Raw genomic sequence first — 16,610 nt, 5'->3', positions numbered from 1 at the left:
GATGTTCGACAGTGGCCATTATTTCACGCCCTCATTTTTCGCCAAACGCATGATCATGAACTTGGAGCAGGCCAGGACGATAAAGGTGATAACAAAAAGAATCAGCCCCAGTTCCATCAGCGCCGCGGTATGCAGGCCTGCCGACGCTTCCGCGAATTCATTCGCCAGCGCCGAGGTGATGCTGTTGCCGGGCATAAACAGGGAAATACTGGTTAACTGGTTGGTATTGCCGATGATAAACGTCACCGCCATGGTCTCGCCCAACGCACGCCCCAGGCCCAGCATAACGCCGCCGATAACGCCGTTTTTGGTGAAAGGCAGCACGATGCGCCAGATAACTTCCCAAGTGGTGCAGCCGATCCCGTAGGCCGACTCTTTCATCATTACCGGCGTTTGCTCGAACACATCGCGCATCACGGCGGCAATATAGGGAATGATCATAATGGCCAGAATAATGCCCGCCGCCAGAATACCTATGCCGAACGCCGGTCCCTGAAACAATACTCCGACAAAGGGAATATTGGACAATACGTCGCCCAGGGGTTGTTGGAAATATTGAGCGAAGAGCGGTGCGAAGACAAACAGGCCCCACATGCCGTAAACAATGCTCGGGATGGCAGCCAATAATTCAATGGCCACGCCAAGCGGTCTTTTTAACCAGGCAGGCGCCAATTCTGTCAGAAACAGCGCGATGCCGAAACTCACCGGCACGGCTATCAGCAAAGCAATGAAAGAGGTTACCAGCGTACCGTAAATGGGCACCAGCGCGCCAAACTGCTCGCCGGGTGGATCCCACTCCTTGGTCCAGAGAAATGCAAAACCGAACTTTTCGATGCTCGGCCATGAGGCAACAATCAGCGAGACGATAATGCCGCCCAACATTAACAGCGTAATGAGGGCGGCAAGTCTGACCAACGTACCGAAAATCAGGTCGCCTTTTTTACCGGGGGCATGCTGTACCGGCATATTGTCAGCCATAGGATACTCTTTCAGTGGGTTCGTATTCCCTTCCCATCAAGGAAGGGAAGAAACACATTTGCTTAGTACAGCGCATTACCGTTGGTGTCTTTGATATTCGCTTTCCATGCGGCGCGAATCTGGGCAACTACTTCTGTCGGCAGGGTAGCATAGTCAAGGGCATTGGCCTGCTCACCGCCCTTGTTATAAGCCCAGTCGAAGAATTTGAAGACTTCCTTCGCCTGTTCCGGCTTGGTCTGCGCGGTATGAAGCATTATGAAGGTTGTGGAGGTGATAGGCCAAGCATTATCGCCTTTCTGATTAGTCAGGTCTTGAGCGAACGACTCCTTCCAGTTAGCGCCCTTGGCCGCGTTGCTGAAGTTATCCTGATTCGGCTCGACCGGCTTGCCGTCGGCGGAGATAAGCTTGGTATAAGGTAGGTTGTTTTGCTTGGCGTAAGCATATTCAACATAACCGATGGCGCCGGGTAAACGCTGAACGAACGCGGCTACGCCATCATTGCCTTTACCGCCCAAGCCCACCGGCCAGTTAACCGTGGTGCCCGCGCCAATCTTCTGTTTCCAGGAGTCATTGACTTTGGACAGATAGCTGGTGAAGACATAAGAGGTGCCCGAACCGTCAGCGCGGCGGACCACGGCGATATTCTGATCGGGCAGCTTAACGCCCGGGTTAAGTTTGGTGATGGCCGGGTCGTTCCATTTTTTGATATTACCCAGATAGATTTCACCCAGGGTATGGCCGTCCAGGGTCAGCTGGCCGGTTTTGATGCCGGGGATATTCACCGCCATCACGACCCCGCCGATAACGGTGGGAAACTGGAACAGGCCGTTTGATTTTAGATCAGCATCGCTTAAAGGGGCGTCGGATGCGCCGAAATCAACGGTATTCGCTTCAATTTGTTTAATGCCGCCAGAGGAACCGATACCTTGATAGTTGACTTTGGTGCCGGTTTCTTTTTGGTACGTGTCGGCCCATTTAGCATAAACCGGGGCAGGGAAAGTACCGCCGGCGCCGGTCAGACTGGCAGCAGCAAACGAAGAAAAACTCGCCAAGGCGAATGTAGCTGCAACAAGGCTGGCAACGGCTGTATGCATCTGTTTCATAATCCCTCCTGTGGGATATTAAAATCGGCCAGAGGCCGCTTTCTTTAATTATAGAGCTGCAGGAAGGAAAATAGGACAATTAGGTGACAGTCACATGTCAGTAATGTGACATTTTTATGACTGGATTCATTCTAAAATACGCGATTCAAATATAGTTAGGATTGGCTGCGGTGCCAAGCGAATTATGAATATAGGATGTCATTGCTCATGATGTTTGGAATGCACAACCACCAACATAGAACGGCAATTCTCATTTACTTGTTAAGATGAAAGCACCTTGATTCCTTTAATGTCGGGGCAATGTGGGAAGCCTGGTTCTGATAAACAACGAAAAAAACGGCCCTAAGTATCGGTGGTTACGATAAATCCGTTAGATAACGATTTTAGCCTGAAAAAAACCGGTATGCTTTTTGAAGAGCATACCGGATCTATTCAGCTACAGATTATAAAAGCAGCCCTCAGATAGGCTGCGGATGTTAGATTATCATTCGACAGTAACTGATTTCGCCAAATTACGCGGTTGATCAACATCAGTGCCTTTGATCAAAGCTACGTGATAGGCTAATAGCTGCAAGGGGACACTGTAATAAATCGGCGCAACGATATCCTCAACGTGGGGCAACGGAATTATCGTCATGGCGTCGTCATCGATAAAACCGGCGTCCTGATCGGCAAAGACATAGAGTTGGCCGCCCCGGGCGCGGACTTCCTCAATATTTGATTTCAGTTTTTCCAGTAATTCGTTATTCGGCGCCACCACCACAACCGGCATTTCGCTATCAATAAGCGCCAGCGGACCGTGTTTTAATTCACCCGCGGCATAGGCTTCGGCATGGATATAAGATATTTCCTTCAGCTTCAGCGCTCCTTCCATGGCGATAGGATATAAAGCTCCCCGTCCCAGGAACAGGGCGTGATGTTTATCCATAAATCCTTCCGCCAGCGCTTCGATGGTCTTATCCAGCGCCAGCATTTGCTCAATGCGCGCCGGCAGGGCCTGTAGGGCATGAACAATCTGCCGCTCAACTTCCCCGTCAATGCCCCGCAGTCGGCCGATACGGGCCACCAGCATCAGCAGTACCGTGAGCTGGGTCGTGAAGGCCTTGGTGGACGCCACGCCGATTTCGGTGCCGGCTTTGGTCATCAGCGCTAAATCGGACTCCCGCACCAGTGACGAACCTGGCACGTTACATACCGCAAGCGAACCCAGATAACCGAGGCCTTTGGTCAGACGCAACGCCGCCAGGGTATCGGCGGTTTCGCCCGACTGGGAAAGGGTAATAAGCAGACTGCCGGGCCGCACGGCGGATTTTCGATAACGGAATTCAGAAGCGATTTCCACATCGCAGGGCATGCCGGCCAGCGCTTCAAACCAATAGCGCGCCACCATGGCGGAATGGAAGGAGGTTCCGCAGGCGATAATCTGAACATATTTCACCTGCGATAACAGCTTGTTCCCCTCTTCGCCCAACTCCGGCAGGGTCACTTCGCCGTGAGTGAACCGGCCTTCCAGGGCATTTTTGATGGCCTGCGGCTGTTCAAAAATCTCTTTTTGCATGTAATGGCGATAGAGGCCTTTATCACCGGCATCGTATTTCACCTGGGATTCAATCTCTTCCCGTTCCACCGGATTGCCCTGGATGTCCCACACCCGCACGGTACGGCGAGTGACTTCGGCAACGTCCCCTTCCTCCAAAAAGATAAAGCGCCGGGTGACCGGCAACAGGGCCAACTGATCGGAAGCCAGGAAATTCTCACCCACGCCGCGACCTATCACCAGCGGACTGCCCGAACGTGCGGCCACCAGCACGCTGGGGTCTTTACTGTCCATGATAACCGTGCCGTAAGCGCCGCGTAGTTGCGGGATAACCCGCAATACCACTTCCGCCAGCGTACCGCCGTGCTGCGACTGTTCCCAATGGACCAGATGGGCGATCACTTCGGTATCGGTTTCGGAAGCGAAACGGTATCCCCGTTCTATCAAGCCACTGCGCAGGGATTCAAAATTTTCAATGATACCGTTATGCACCACCACGATATGACCCGAGACATGGGGGTGAGCATTGGATTCCGACGGCTCGCCGTGGGTGGCCCAACGTGTATGGGCTATCCCGGTGCCTCCGGCCAGGGGATGTTCCTCCACCGCCCGGGACAGCGCGCTGACCTTGCCTACCCGGCGCAGACGCTGCAACTGTCCCTGATTATCCACCACCGCCAAACCCGCGGAATCATAGCCGCGATATTCCAGCCGGCGTAACCCCTCCAACAGTATTTCAGCAATATCACGTTGGGCTACTGCACCTACTATTCCACACATCTGTGTTATTCCTAATGAACGGCCCTGACGAGCCGTTTCGATATCGTTGATCCGACCGATTCCGGTTATCCGGTTTCCCCGAGCCTGTAGAGCGGGGTATTGTTATGCCTGTCATACTTCACGTTGCAGGCGCGTTGGCTTTCCTGCAACTCGAACTATTTAGGATGTATGTATTATTGTTTTTTCTTGACCGGCCGCAGCCAGCCGCTGATATGCGTTTGCTTCACCCGGCTAAGCACCAGCTCGTTTTCACCCACATCGCAGGTTATGGTGGTGCCGGCGGCGATGGTCGCCCCCTTGGCTACGGTAACCGGCGCCACCAGTTGAGTATCCGAACCGACAAAAACGTCATCGCCGATGATAGTCTGATGCTTATTAGCGCCGTCATAATTACAAGTGATGGTGCCTGCGCCGATATTCACCGCGGCGCCAATCTCGGCATCACCGAGATAACTCAAATGTCCGGCTTTCGAGCCTTTGCCGAGCCGGGCTTTTTTCATTTCGACAAAGTTGCCCACATGGGCGCCTTCTCCCAGTTCCGAACCGGGACGCAGCCGGGCAAACGGTCCGACGGAGGCATTGGCGCTTAATATGGCGCCATCTATTACCGAATAGGGGCTGATGACCACGTTATCGCCGATATCGCAATCCTTCAGGACACAGCCTGTGCCGATGACCACGTTATTGCCCAGCGCCACGCGGCCTTCGATAATCACATTGGTATCAATGGTCACATCGCGTCCGTGCCTGAGTTCACCGCGCAGATCAAAGCGGGCCGGGTCGCAAATCATGACGCCGGCCAGCAACAGCTCCTCCGCCAGTTGCTGCTGATAGGCCCGCTCCAGCACCGCCAGCTGGCGGCGGTTATTCACACCGTCCACTTCCCACAGCCGCCCTGGCTGCACGGTATTGATTTGCCGTCCTTCATGCCAGGCCATGGCGATGATGTCGGTGAGGTAATACTCGCCCTGCACATTATTATTGTTCAGCGAACCTAACCAGCGCTTCAGATCCACGCCCGCCGCCACCATGATGCCGGTATTGATTTCGTTAATCCGGCGCTGCTCTTCCGAGGCATCCTTTTGCTCCACGATGCCGATAACCTGCCCGTTTTCACGCATGATGCGCCCATAGCCGGAAGGATCGTCCAGCGTCACGGTCAACAGGCCGATACCGCCGTCCGGTTTGGCCGCCAGCAAACGCTTGAGGGTCTCGGGAGCGATAAGCGGAACATCGGCATACAGGATCAGCACATCTTCATCATCAAGCAAATAGGGCAGCGCCTGCTGTACCGCGTGTCCCGTGCCACGCTGCTCGGATTGCAGCACCCAGTTCAATCGGGAACCGTCGTCCGCCAGCCTTTCCCGTAATAATTCGCCGCCATGACCGTAAACCAGATGGATATGTTCGGTGTTTAGCGTACTAACGGCATCGATAACATGGCTAATCAGCGGTTTTCCCGCCAAGGGGTGCAACACCTTAGGCAGATCAGAATACATGCGGGTGCCTTTACCCGCGGCAAGTATCACCACGCTCATTGCTCGATTCGACATAACTATCCTGATGAATCAAATTCAATAGACGAAAGTAAACCCGTTCATAACAGGGATTACTACATATTTTGGTCAGAAAAATGCAATATGGCCGCAGAATACCCGTACCAGCTAAAATATTAACCTTAACCGGGCCTGCTGGACAATCCGTGGGCAAAAGAAGGGAAATTAAAGGCTATTTTGACAGCAATGGCGGCCCCATAGGGAGATTCGGAGGCCGTACTTATTTTGCGGCTGAAATTAAGAACCTTACCTGACGGCAAAGGTGACTGAGATTCGCTATCCAGGACATTTTCTGGCTCCTTAATAAAAAAGGCCGGTCATGTTGACCGGCCTTTTATGGATGATGACTTGATCACATGGACCGTTTGGTTAATTCAATAACCCGCAATTTAGCCATAGCCCGCGACAATTCAGCCGAGGCTTGAGCATAATCCACGTCGCCGTGGGAATTATTGATATGCTCTTCCGCCATGCGCTTGGATTCCATCGCTCTCGCTTCATCCAGATCTTTGCCTCGAATAGCGGTATCGGCAAGCACGGTAACGATGCTGGGTTGCACCTCGAGCACACCACCGGACAGGTAAATGTACTCTTCTTCGCTGTGCTCTTTAACGATACGCACCATACCGGGCTTAATGGCAGTGAGCAGCGGGGCATGACCGGGATAAATACCCAGCTCGCCTTCGCTCCCCGTCACCTGGATTTTTTCCACCAGCCCGGAGAACATTTTCTGTTCCGCGCTGACGACATCCAGATGGTAAGTATTTGCAGCCATATCACCCTCCTCTCACAGCGTTACAGTTTCTTGCCTTTTTCCACTGCTTCATCAATGGAACCCACCATATAGAACGCCTGCTCAGGCAGGTGATCATATTCCCCGTCCATGATGCCTTTAAAGCCACGAATCGTGTCTTTCAGGGAAACATATTTACCCGGCGAACCGGTAAATACTTCGGCAACGAAGAACGGTTGAGACAGGAAGCGCTGGATCTTACGAGCGCGGGATACCACCAGCTTGTCGTCTTCCGACAGCTCGTCCATACCCAGGATGGCAATGATATCTTTCAGCTCCTGATAACGCTGAAGAGTGGATTGCACGCCGCGAGCAACGTCGTAATGTTCCTGTCCCACCACCAGCGGGTCCAACTGACGGCTGGTGGAGTCGAGGGGGTCAACCGCCGGGTAGATACCCAGGGAAGCGATTTGACGGCTCAATACCACGGTGGCGTCAAGGTGGGCGAAGGTCGTTGCCGGAGACGGGTCGGTCAAGTCATCCGCCGGGACGTAAACGGCCTGCACGGAGGTAATAGAACCGGTTTTGGTGGAGGTGATGCGTTCTTGCAGCACGCCCATTTCTTCCGCCAGCGTCGGCTGATAACCTACCGCCGACGGCATACGGCCCAGCAGTGCGGACACTTCCGTCCCGGCCAGGGTATAACGATAGATATTATCGATAAACAGCAGGACGTCGCGGCCTTCATCACGGAATTTTTCCGCCATGGTCAGCCCGGTCAACGCCACGCGCAGGCGGTTTCCCGGCGGCTCGTTCATCTGGCCGTAGACCAACGATACTTTGTCGATAACGTTGGATTCGGTCATTTCGTGGTAGAAGTCGTTCCCTTCACGGGTACGTTCGCCCACGCCGGCAAACACTGAATAACCCGAATGCTCGATGGCGATATTACGGATGAGTTCCATCATGTTAACGGTTTTACCGACACCGGCGCCGCCGAACAGACCCACTTTACCGCCCTTCGCAAACGGGCACATCAGGTCGATTACCTTGATGCCGGTTTCCAGCAATTCCTGGGAACTCGACAAATCTTCATAGCTCGGCGCCGGACGATGGATTGACCAACGTTCTTCCTCGCCGATATCGCCTTTCATATCAACAGGCTGACCCAGCACATTCATGATGCGTCCCAGTGTGGCTTTACCCACGGGGACTTCAATCGAACGTTCCAGGTTGGTCACTTTAAGGCCCCGGCGCAAACCGTCGGATGTGCCCATGGCGATGCAACGTACGACGCCGCCGCCTAATTGCTGTTCAACTTCCAGCACCAGTTTGGTGGCACCGTTTTCCACTTCAAGCGCGTTGTACACCTTAGGTACGGCATCTTGCGGGAACTCGACGTCAACCACGGCGCCGATAACCTGGATAACATTTCCAGTAGCCATCTTGAATCCTCTACGTAATTCGTAACCCTAACCTAAACTGCGGCGGCTCCCGAAACGATCTCGGTGATTTCCTGAGTGATGCTGAATTGACGAGCCTTATTGTAAACCAGCTGCAGTTCTTTAATGAGACTGCTGCCGTTGTCCGTTGCAGCTTTCATCGCCACCATGCGCGCGGCCTGTTCACTGGCCAGATTTTCAACGACGCCCTGATAAACCTGAGATTCCACATAACGACGCAGCAGCGTATCCAAAAGGGACTTGGGATCAGGTTCATACAGATAATCCCAGGTTTTTTTCTTCAGATTTTCATCGTCTTCCGCGGGCGGCAGGGGTAAAACCTGCAAAAGCTGCGGAACCTGGGACATGGTGTTAATGAATTTATTGCTGACAATATAGAGCTTATCAAGACGGCCTTCGTCATAGGCCTGCAGCATGACTTTTACCGGACCGATCAGTTCCGACAAGGTGGGGTTATCCCCCATACCGGTGACCTGGGCGACAACTTTACTGCCGATGGCATTGAAGAAAGAGACGCCTTTGGATCCGATAACAGCCAGTTCGGATTCAACGCCTTTCTCGCTCCAGCCCTTCATATCCGTCAGCACTTTTTTGAACAGGTTAATGTTCAGACCGCCGGCCAGACCACGGTCGGTGGAAACCACCAGATACCCGACGCGCTTAACCTTGCGTTCTTCCAGGTAGGGGTGTTTATATTCCAGATTTCCCAAAGCAAGGTGACCAATCACATTACGCATCGTTTCTGCATAAGGACGGCTGGCCGCCATGCGATCTTGAGATTTTCGCATTTTAGAAGCGGAAACCATCTCCATCGCTTTGGTGATCTTCTGCGTGTTCTGTACGCTGGCGATCTTGGTACGTATTTCTTTTGCGTTGGCCATCTCTGCTCCTCCTCATAGCTTGGCGGCCCGCCGAAGCAGACCGCGGCGCATTACCAGGACTGGGTTGCCTTGAAGCTATCGAGGATGCCTTTCAGCTTGCCTTCGATATCATCGTTATAAGCGCCGGTCTGGTTGATTTGTTGCATCAAATCGCCTTGTTCGCGGTCAACATAGGCTACAAGCGCGGCTTCGAAATCACCGACTTTCGCCAGCTCAACGTCTTCCAAATAACCGCGTTCCGCCGCGAACAGCACCAGAGACTGCTGAGCCACCGACATGGGCGCATACTGTTTCTGTTTAAGCAATTCAGTCACTTTCTGACCGTGATTCAACTGTTTGCGGGTAGCTTCATCCAGATCGGATGCGAACTGGGAGAAGGCCGCCAATTCACGGTACTGCGCCAGAGCTGTACGGATACCGCCGGACAGTTTTTTCATGATCTTCGTTTGAGCGGCACCGCCCACTCGAGATACAGAAATACCGGGGTTTACCGCAGGACGAATACCGGCGTTGAACAGGCTGGATTCCAGGAAGATCTGGCCGTCGGTGATGGAAATCACGTTGGTCGGAACAAACGCTGAAACGTCACCCGCCTGGGTTTCGATGATCGGTAATGCGGTCAGCGAACCGGTTTTGCCCTTCACTTCACCCTTGGTATACGCTTCAACATACTCGGCATTTACGCGGGATGCCCGTTCCAGCAAACGGGAATGGAGATAGAATACGTCCCCAGGATAAGCTTCACGTCCTGGCGGACGACGGAGCAACAGGGAAATTTGACGGTATGCCACGGCCTGTTTGGACAAATCATCATAGATGATCAGGGCATCTTCGCCGCGGTCGCGGAAATATTCGCCCATGGCGCAGCCGGAATACGGCGCCAGATATTGCAAAGCGGCGGATTCGGACGCGGTGGCCACCACAACGATGGTATTGGCCAGGGCGCCGTGTTCTTCCAGTTTTCGCACCACGTTAGCCACGGTGGAGGCTTTCTGGCCGATGGCGACATAAACGCATTTAATGCCGGAATCGCGCTGGTTGATAATCGCATCGATAGCCAGGGCGGATTTACCGGTCTGACGGTCGCCGATAATCAGTTCGCGCTGTCCGCGACCGATAGGAATCATGGCGTCGACGGATTTATAACCGGTCTGCACCGGCTCATCGACGGATTGACGTTCGATAACGCCCGGGGCAATCGCCTCGACCGCGGAGAAACCGTCATGTTCAACCGGACCTTTCCCGTCAATGGGAGCGCCCAGGGTATTCACCACGCGGCCCAACAGGCCGCGACCCACCGGCACTTCCAAAATACGGCCGGTGCATTTGACCTTCAGGCCTTCGGCCAGGTCTTCATAAGGCCCCATCACCACGGCGCCGACAGAGTCGCGTTCCAGGTTAAGGGCAATGGCGAAGCGATTGCCGGGCAGTGCTATCATTTCGCCCTGCATCACTTCAGCCAGACCATGAATACGGATAATACCGTCACTCACGGAAACGATCGTACCTTCATTGTGAGCTTCGCTCACCACATTGAACTGAGCAATGCGCTGCTTGATCAGTTCGCTGATTTCGGTGGAATTCAGTTGCATGCTCCAGTCCCCTTAAGACTGCAATACGTCTGTCAGGCGTTCGAGACGACCGCGAACGCTGCCATCTATCACCATATCGCCTGCACGAATAATTACGCCGGCAATGACAGACTTATCAATTTTGCAATTCAGCTTAACTTTGCGTGCCAGACGTTTTTCCATCGCAGCAGTAATCTTCGCCAGTTGCTCATCTTTTAGCTGGCTTGCGGAAATGACTTCCACTTCCACAGTCGATTCCTGCGCCGCGCGCAGATGAATAAACTGTTCCAGCACATCCGGCAAGACCGCCAAGCGTCCATTTTCGGCCATGACCTTGATCAGGTTTTGGCCCGCCGGGTCGAGTTGGTCACCACAGACAGCGATAAACGTATCCGACAGCGTCTCCGGAGCGACAGCGCCGGATAACAGTTCCGCCATCTGATCGTTGCGGCTTACCTCAGCGGTAAACGACAACATATCCTGCCAATGTTCAACGCTTTGGTGCTCGACGGCAAAGTCAAAAGCTGCTTTGGCGTAGGGGCGAGCTACAGTTACTAATTCAGACATCAGCCCCTCCCTCCCTACAGTTCAGCGACCAGTTTATCAACGATGTCGCTGTTGGCAGCTTCATCCACGGAACGTTCGATAATTTTCTCGGCACCCGCTAAAGCCAGCAGTGCGACTTGCTTGCGCAACTCTTCGCGAGCGCGTTTGGTTTCGGCTTCGATTTCAGCCTGGGCCTGCGCCACGATTTTATTGCGTTCGTCTTCTGCTTCCGCTTTCGCTTCGTCCACAATCTGAGCTTTCCGTTTATTGGCTTGCTCAATGATTGCCTGGGCTTCGGCTCGCGCTTTCTTCAGTTGATCGGTCGCATTGGCTTGCGCTATGTCCACCTCTTTTTTGGCAAGATCCGCAGAAGCGAGACCGTCAGCAATTTCTTTTTGACGCTTCTCGATGGCTGCCATCAGCGGCGGCCATATGTATTTCATGCAGAACAGGACAAACAGGACAAACGCGATGGCCTGGCCGAGGATTGTTGCGTTAAGATTCACAGCACAATGCCTCTTATAAAGTTAACGGATTGATGTTGTATTAAAATCACGCAATGATACACACTACGCTACAGCAAACATCACGTACAGTCCCAGACCTACAGCGATCATGGGGATGGCGTCAACCAGACCCATAACGATAAAGAACTGTGTACGCAGCAGGGGAATCAAATCCGGCTGACGCGCAGCACCTTCCAAAAATTTACCACCCAGGATGCCGATACCGATCGCAGCACCGATTGCCGCCAGACCCATCATCACAGCGGCAGCCATGTACAGCAGATCGAGATTCAGGTTTTCCATGACAGTCTCCAGTTTGTTTCAGATTAAACGCAACATTATTGTAAAAAGTATCAGTGTTCTTCAGACGCCATCGCAAGATAGACAATCGTCAGCACCATAAAGATAAAGGCTTGTAACGTAATGATCAGTATATGGAAAATGGCCCAGGGCACATTGAGAATCCATTGAGACCACCACGGTAACAGACCGGCAATCAGGATGAAAATCAACTCACCCGCGTACATATTGCCAAACAACCGAAGGCCCAATGAAACCGGTTTGGACAGCAAGCTAACGCCTTCGAGAATAAAGTTGATGGGGATAAAGGCCCAATGGTTGAACGGCTGCATGGTAAGTTCTTTGATAAAACCGCCGATGCCTTTCATCTTCACGCTGTAGAACAGAATGAGGATGAATACGCCCAAGGCCATAGAAATCGTGATATTCACGTCGGCGGAAGGAACAACGCGCAACGCCGGTAACCCGAGAACATGTTCGCCGATATAAGGCAGCAAATCGATTGGCAGCAAATCCATCAGGTTCATCAGAAAAACCCAGACGAAAATGGTTAACGCCAACGGAGCGATAAGCTTGCTTTTGCCGTGAAACATATCCCGTACGCTGCCATCAACAAACCCGATAATCAGTTCAACGGCGGTTTGCAGTTTACCGGGAACGCCGCTGGTGGCGCCTTTGGCGACACGACCGAAGATCCAGATAAAGATCATGCCCAGCAGCAAGGAAAAGAACATGGAGTCAATGTTCAGCGTCCAGAATGTTGCCGGGCCGTTGTGGGGATTAACCAGTTCGAAAGTACGCAGGTTCAGCTGAAGGTTATTCAGGTGATGCCCTATGTATTCCTGTGGAGTAGAGATTTCTCCTGATGCAGACATGATGCCTCTTACCCTTTGTTGTTAATTACGGCCGGTGCCAATATCTGCACAATCAGCACCGATAAATAGGTCAGGCCCAATGGAACAAACGCAGCCCTGAACACCCCAAGCGCCACGATAAGCAAGACTATCGTAACGACGACCTTGAGCGCCTCTCCGATGGCAAACGACCAGGCAACACGTCCCGAGGCCGGAACATTTACCTGATGGCGCCAGGCAAACAGCACAAACAATACGTTCGGCAGCCAAGCCGCCAGCCCACCGCTCAGGGCGGAAGCGCTCCAATGCGAATTGAACAGCGCAAACAGTGCGCTTACCAGAACAAAAGTCATTAGCTGGATAAATAACAACTTTCCGGCGACTTTCCCGCTGTAGAGGGATAAGGACATGACTTAACTTCTCTCCGCACCCGTTCTGGTCAGACTGAAGGAGTATAAAACTGCCTTTAGCGTCATGAGTCAAGCAGCTAAAAACGTGCAAATTATACGGGTCGATACTATGAATTCAATCCATAAGTAGCGAAAAGGTGAACAATAATTTAAATCCGTTCGTTTTGCCCGTTTTTCGCTATAAAGCGCAGGAATCATACCATGCATAACTTCATACTGCTTGAGCAATTATTACATATCAAACTGTGCGCATGATCACATTTATAAGAAGGAAGTCTCTCTGTCAGCTCAATACACCTTGTCGACTTCAGCAAATCATTTCCAATAAAAATAATAAATATCATTAAGTTATATATTTTTTATTATAAAATAGGCTTTATAGGCCGCCAATCCGGTCAAAGGGAAAATACCGGGAGTTTTTTTTCCCATCCTATAAGGGAATATCATTGACATTTTTCGACACATATATTTTCTATAGTGACTATTAGAGTTAAAACTAAATTTATGCCCACAAGGATGATCTTTAAATGTTAAATAATAGTGAACAATATTTGAAATATTATTACTTCACTACCTGTTCATTGACTGAATTATCCCTACGGTGCTATTCGACTTTTTATTGATAAAAAACAATTTTAGCGCCGCCCCAGAATCACCAAATGACGCTCTTCCGCCAACGTTGGAACATCGAGTCTTATCACTGATTCCATCTCGAACCCCGCGGGCAGTTCCGCCAGTTCGGTTGCCGGGATCGTTCCTTTAAGGGCATAAAACCGGCCTTGGCCGGGCGAGGCCAAATGTTTACACCAGGACAGCATATCGTTAACGGAAGCGAACGCGCGGCTAATGATACCGTCATAAGGCGCCGGCGGAATATAATCCTCAACACGGCTTTGCACCGTTTCAATATTCTCCAATTGCAGCTCATGCTGCACCTGGCGTAAAAACCGGATACGCTTGCCCAGGCTGTCCAGCAGGGTGAAACGGGACGCGGGTCGGACAATGGCCAAGGGAACGCCCGGCAAGCCGGCCCCGGTGCCCACATCGATAAAGCGCTGTCCCTGTAAATGGGCATTCACCACGATGCTGTCCATGATATGGCGTATCAACATCTGTTCGGGATCGCGCACCGACGTCAGGTTATAAGCCTTGTTCCATTTGTCGAGCAGCTGAACGTAAAGCAGCAATTGCTGTTTTTGCCGATCGGACAGCATAATTCCCCCCTGAGACAGCAGGGCATCCAGTTTAGCTAACATGCATACATCCTTTAACGGTGCCTCATCTCCTGACCTAACAGCATGTCAGGCGCTGCGGCGCAACAAACCCTGCTTTTTAAGCCAGACCAGCAAAATCGAGATTGCGGCGGGCGTCACCCCGGAGATGCGGGACGCCTGGCCGATAGAACCCGGTTTATGATCGTTGAGTTTGGCAATCACCTCGTTGGACAAGCCCGCCACGTGCAGATAATCCAAATCAACCGGCAGCAGGGTGTTTTCATGACGCAGCTGCCTGTCGATTTCATCCTGCTGTCGTGAAATATAGCCTTGGTATTTGACCTGGATTTCCACCTGTTCCGCTGACTGCGCATCGGCTAACGCCGGCGAAAACATCGGTAATGACGTGAGAATGTCATAGGTCATTTCGGGGCGGCGCAGCAGCTCTTCGCCGCTGGCCTCGCGAGTCAACGGGCTTTTCAGCAGAGAGTTGATCTTTTCCACTTCATCGGTGCGAGGGTGTACCCACAGGTCGCGCAGGCGCTGGCGTTCCCGTTCGATACCTTCCTGTTTTTCGCTAAAGCGCGCCCAGCGCTCGTCATCCACCAGCCCCAACTCCCTGCCGGTTTCGGTAAGCCGCAAATCAGCGTTATCTTCACGCAGCAGCAAACGGTATTCGGCACGAGAAGTGAACATACGATAAGGCTCTTTCGTCCCCAGGGTGCATAAATCGTCCACCAGAACTCCCAGGTAGGCTTGATCCCGCCTTGGGAACCATCCCTCCAGATCCTTGGCGGCGCGCCCTGCGTTGATACCAGCCAGCATGCCCTGGGCAGCGGCTTCTTCATAACCGGTAGTGCCGTTGATCTGTCCGGCAAAGAACAGGCCGGCGATATATTTACTTTCCAGCGTCGGTTTCAAGTCGCGGGGATCAAAAAAGTCATACTCGATGGCATAGCCAGGGCGGACGATCAGGGCGTTTTCCAGGCCTTTCATGGAATGCACGATTTTCATCTGCACATCGAAGGGCAAACTGGTGGAGATGCCGTTAGGATAGACCTCGTTGCTGGTAAGCCCTTCCGGTTCAAGGAAAATCTGGTGGGAATCGCGATCGGCGAAGCGCATGACCTTATCTTCGATGGAAGGACAATATCGCGGACCCACGCCCTCGATGATGCCGGCATACATCGGGCTGCGATCGAGATTTTGACGGATGACCTCATGGGTCCGTTCATTGGTATAGGTAATATAACAAGGCACCTGGCGGGGATGGTCCGTCACTGACCCCATAAACGAAAAGACCGGCAGCGGGTTATCGCCTTGTTGCGTGGCCAGGACGCTAAAATCGATGGTGCGGGCATCGATGCGGGGCGGGGTGCCCGTTTTCAGCCGCTTGACCCGGAACGGCAATTCACGCAGGCGTTTTGACAGGGCGATGGACGGCGGATCGCCGGCCCTGCCGCCGCTGTAATGATCCATGCCGATATGGATCTTGCCGTCCAGGAAGGTGCCGACGGTTAACACCACCGAACGTCCGCGGAATTTGAGCCCCATCTGCGTCACCGCGCCCACCACCCGATCGTTTTCAACGATCAGATCCTCCACCGCCTGCTGGAAGATCATGAGGTTGGGCTGGTTCTCCAGAGCGGTCCGGATCGCCAATCGGTAAAGCAGCCGATCCGCCTGAGCCCTGGTAGCTCGAACCGCAGGTCCTTTACTGGCGTTTAGTATCCTGAACTGAATGCCGGCACGGTCGATGGCTTTTCCCATAAGACCGCCCATAGCATCAATTTCCTTCACCAGATGGCCCTTCCCTATGCCGCCGATGGCCGGATTACAGGACATTTGCCCGAGGGTATCGATATTATGCGTCAATAACAGGGTCTTACATCCCATACGAGCCGACGCCATGGCCGCTTCAGTTCCGGCATGGCCGCCACCAATGATTATGACGTCAAACTGATCGGGATAAAACATGTTGCATAAACCTCGTTTCTGGGAGCAAAGGATCGTCTGGATCTTCCGGGAATGTGGATTCTACTCAACTTTGGAAGTGATACAAGCCCCGTGGATCCACGGGTAATTAAAGAAAGATCTTTTTATTTAAAGATCTCTTTATTACCTCTACTACTAGGATCGCGATCTTCTGTGGATAAGCCGTTTTTCATGATGGAAAAC

General features: G+C 52.5%; 15 protein-coding genes. All 15 read right to left on the bottom strand.

Features of this window, described 5'->3' with window-relative positions:
* Nucleotides 1-18: 18 nt before the first annotated feature.
* The 15 genes from pstC to mnmG all read right to left on the bottom strand — a co-directional run bounded on the left by pstC (nucleotide 19) and on the right by mnmG (nucleotide 16,409).
* The gene (gene pstC / locus ACL2XJ_RS07820) at nucleotides 19-978 is read right to left on the bottom strand and encodes a phosphate ABC transporter permease PstC (RefSeq protein WP_132924122.1); all 960 of its coding nucleotides are present in this window, start codon (nucleotides 976-978) and stop codon (nucleotides 19-21) included.
* A gap of 62 nt (nucleotides 979-1,040) precedes the next feature.
* On the bottom strand, nucleotides 1,041-2,081 hold the full coding sequence (gene pstS / locus ACL2XJ_RS07815; protein WP_413726150.1) for a phosphate ABC transporter substrate-binding protein PstS: 1,041 nt from the start codon (nucleotides 2,079-2,081) through the stop codon (nucleotides 1,041-1,043).
* Between the two features lie 484 nt (nucleotides 2,082-2,565).
* Nucleotides 2,566-4,398 carry a glutamine--fructose-6-phosphate transaminase (isomerizing) gene (glmS, locus tag ACL2XJ_RS07810; protein WP_413726149.1) on the bottom strand — a complete coding sequence of 611 codons (1,833 nt, stop codon included), beginning with the start codon at nucleotides 4,396-4,398 and terminating at the stop codon, nucleotides 2,566-2,568.
* A 173-nt stretch (nucleotides 4,399-4,571) separates the two neighbouring features.
* The gene (gene glmU / locus ACL2XJ_RS07805) at nucleotides 4,572-5,951 is read right to left on the bottom strand and encodes a bifunctional UDP-N-acetylglucosamine diphosphorylase/glucosamine-1-phosphate N-acetyltransferase GlmU (RefSeq protein ID WP_413726148.1); all 1,380 of its coding nucleotides are present in this window, start codon (nucleotides 5,949-5,951) and stop codon (nucleotides 4,572-4,574) included.
* 355 nt (nucleotides 5,952-6,306) lie between these two features.
* Nucleotides 6,307-6,729, bottom strand: a complete 423-nt coding sequence (locus tag ACL2XJ_RS07800; RefSeq protein WP_132924127.1) for a F0F1 ATP synthase subunit epsilon — start codon at nucleotides 6,727-6,729, stop codon at nucleotides 6,307-6,309.
* Between the two features lie 20 nt (nucleotides 6,730-6,749).
* Complete coding sequence (gene atpD, locus ACL2XJ_RS07795; RefSeq protein WP_132924128.1) at nucleotides 6,750-8,132, bottom strand: F0F1 ATP synthase subunit beta; 1,383 nt, start codon at nucleotides 8,130-8,132, stop codon at nucleotides 6,750-6,752.
* A gap of 32 nt (nucleotides 8,133-8,164) precedes the next feature.
* On the bottom strand, nucleotides 8,165-9,031 hold the full coding sequence (atpG, locus tag ACL2XJ_RS07790) for a F0F1 ATP synthase subunit gamma (RefSeq protein ID WP_132924129.1): 867 nt from the start codon (nucleotides 9,029-9,031) through the stop codon (nucleotides 8,165-8,167).
* 50 nt (nucleotides 9,032-9,081) lie between these two features.
* Nucleotides 9,082-10,623 carry a F0F1 ATP synthase subunit alpha gene (gene atpA / locus ACL2XJ_RS07785; RefSeq protein ID WP_413726147.1) on the bottom strand — a complete coding sequence of 514 codons (1,542 nt, stop codon included), beginning with the start codon at nucleotides 10,621-10,623 and terminating at the stop codon, nucleotides 9,082-9,084.
* 12 nt (nucleotides 10,624-10,635) lie between these two features.
* Nucleotides 10,636-11,169 (bottom strand): F0F1 ATP synthase subunit delta, encoded by a 534-nt coding sequence (atpH, locus tag ACL2XJ_RS07780; protein WP_132924131.1) that lies wholly within the window; start codon nucleotides 11,167-11,169, stop codon nucleotides 10,636-10,638.
* A gap of 14 nt (nucleotides 11,170-11,183) precedes the next feature.
* Nucleotides 11,184-11,654 carry a F0F1 ATP synthase subunit B gene (atpF, locus tag ACL2XJ_RS07775; protein ID WP_132924132.1) on the bottom strand — a complete coding sequence of 157 codons (471 nt, stop codon included), beginning with the start codon at nucleotides 11,652-11,654 and terminating at the stop codon, nucleotides 11,184-11,186.
* A gap of 63 nt (nucleotides 11,655-11,717) precedes the next feature.
* Nucleotides 11,718-11,957 carry a F0F1 ATP synthase subunit C gene (gene atpE / locus ACL2XJ_RS07770; RefSeq protein WP_132924133.1) on the bottom strand — a complete coding sequence of 80 codons (240 nt, stop codon included), beginning with the start codon at nucleotides 11,955-11,957 and terminating at the stop codon, nucleotides 11,718-11,720.
* Nucleotides 11,958-12,007: 50 nt separating this feature from the next.
* Nucleotides 12,008-12,829, bottom strand: a complete 822-nt coding sequence (atpB, locus tag ACL2XJ_RS07765) for a F0F1 ATP synthase subunit A (RefSeq protein WP_413726146.1) — start codon at nucleotides 12,827-12,829, stop codon at nucleotides 12,008-12,010.
* Between the two features lie 8 nt (nucleotides 12,830-12,837).
* The gene (gene atpI / locus ACL2XJ_RS07760) at nucleotides 12,838-13,218 is read right to left on the bottom strand and encodes a F0F1 ATP synthase subunit I (RefSeq protein WP_132924135.1); all 381 of its coding nucleotides are present in this window, start codon (nucleotides 13,216-13,218) and stop codon (nucleotides 12,838-12,840) included.
* A 635-nt stretch (nucleotides 13,219-13,853) separates the two neighbouring features.
* On the bottom strand, nucleotides 13,854-14,474 hold the full coding sequence (gene rsmG / locus ACL2XJ_RS07755; protein WP_413726145.1) for a 16S rRNA (guanine(527)-N(7))-methyltransferase RsmG: 621 nt from the start codon (nucleotides 14,472-14,474) through the stop codon (nucleotides 13,854-13,856).
* A 45-nt stretch (nucleotides 14,475-14,519) separates the two neighbouring features.
* Complete coding sequence (mnmG, locus tag ACL2XJ_RS07750) at nucleotides 14,520-16,409, bottom strand: tRNA uridine-5-carboxymethylaminomethyl(34) synthesis enzyme MnmG (RefSeq protein ID WP_132924137.1); 1,890 nt, start codon at nucleotides 16,407-16,409, stop codon at nucleotides 14,520-14,522.
* Nucleotides 16,410-16,610 lie beyond the last annotated feature (201 nt).

The sequence above is a fragment of the Sodalis sp. RH16 genome (genome assembly GCF_047324245.1).
GTDB classification, from domain to species: domain Bacteria; phylum Pseudomonadota; class Gammaproteobacteria; order Enterobacterales; family Enterobacteriaceae; genus Acerihabitans; species Acerihabitans ligni.
This window is presented reverse-complemented; position numbering and strand designations above follow the sequence as displayed.